Raw genomic sequence first — 697 nt, forward strand, 5'->3', positions numbered from 1 at the left:
GACGTCATCGTCGGCAAGGGTCTGGGGGCCACCGCCATCCCACTGGAGCTGCCGCCGTTCACCCTGGTCGGCGCCACCGTACGGGCGGGCCTCCTGCCGCCGCCGCTGCGCGACCGCTTCGGCTTCACCGCACACATGGAGTTCTACGAGCCGGCCGAGCTCCAGCGCGTCATCCACCGCTCCGCCGGACTCCTCGACGTGGAGATCGACCCCGACGGCGCCGCCGAGATCGCCGGCCGCTCCCGCGGCACGCCCCGCATCGCCAACCGCCTGCTGCGCCGGGTCCGGGACTACGCCCAGGTCAGGGCCGACGGAGTGATCACCCGACAGGTCTCCGAGGCGGCCCTGAGCGTGTACGAGGTGGACAGCCGCGGCCTCGACCGGCTCGACCGCGCCGTCCTGCAGGCCCTGCTCAAGCTCTTCGGCGGCGGACCGGTCGGCCTGTCCACCCTCGCCGTCGCCGTCGGGGAGGAGCACGAGACGGTGAGAGAGGTGGCAGAGCCGTTCCTGGTACGGGAGGGACTGCTGGCCCGCACCCTGCGCGGCCGGATCGCCACGCCCGCCGCGTGGGAGCACTTCGGCCTCGTACCGCCACGACAGGACGGCCCGGCCGGCGGGCGGGAAGGCCCGCGCCGAGGATGAGCGCCGCACTGCCGCCCGGGCTGAGGGCCCGCTCGACCCCGGGGTCCCGCTCGAC

General features: G+C 75.0%; 1 protein-coding gene. It reads left to right on the forward strand.

Annotation, left to right across the window (positions count from 1 at the left end; all coding sequences use genetic code 11):
* Positions 1-642 (forward strand): Holliday junction branch migration DNA helicase RuvB (gene ruvB / locus CCN56_RS33285; protein ID WP_086831573.1); only part of this gene is annotated, 642 nt, incomplete at its 5' end.
* Positions 643-697: the final 55 nt, after the last annotated feature.

This window comes from Streptomyces sp. NRRL B-24572 (assembly GCF_002156145.1).
Lineage (GTDB): Bacteria > Actinomycetota > Actinomycetes > Streptomycetales > Streptomycetaceae > Streptomyces > Streptomyces vietnamensis.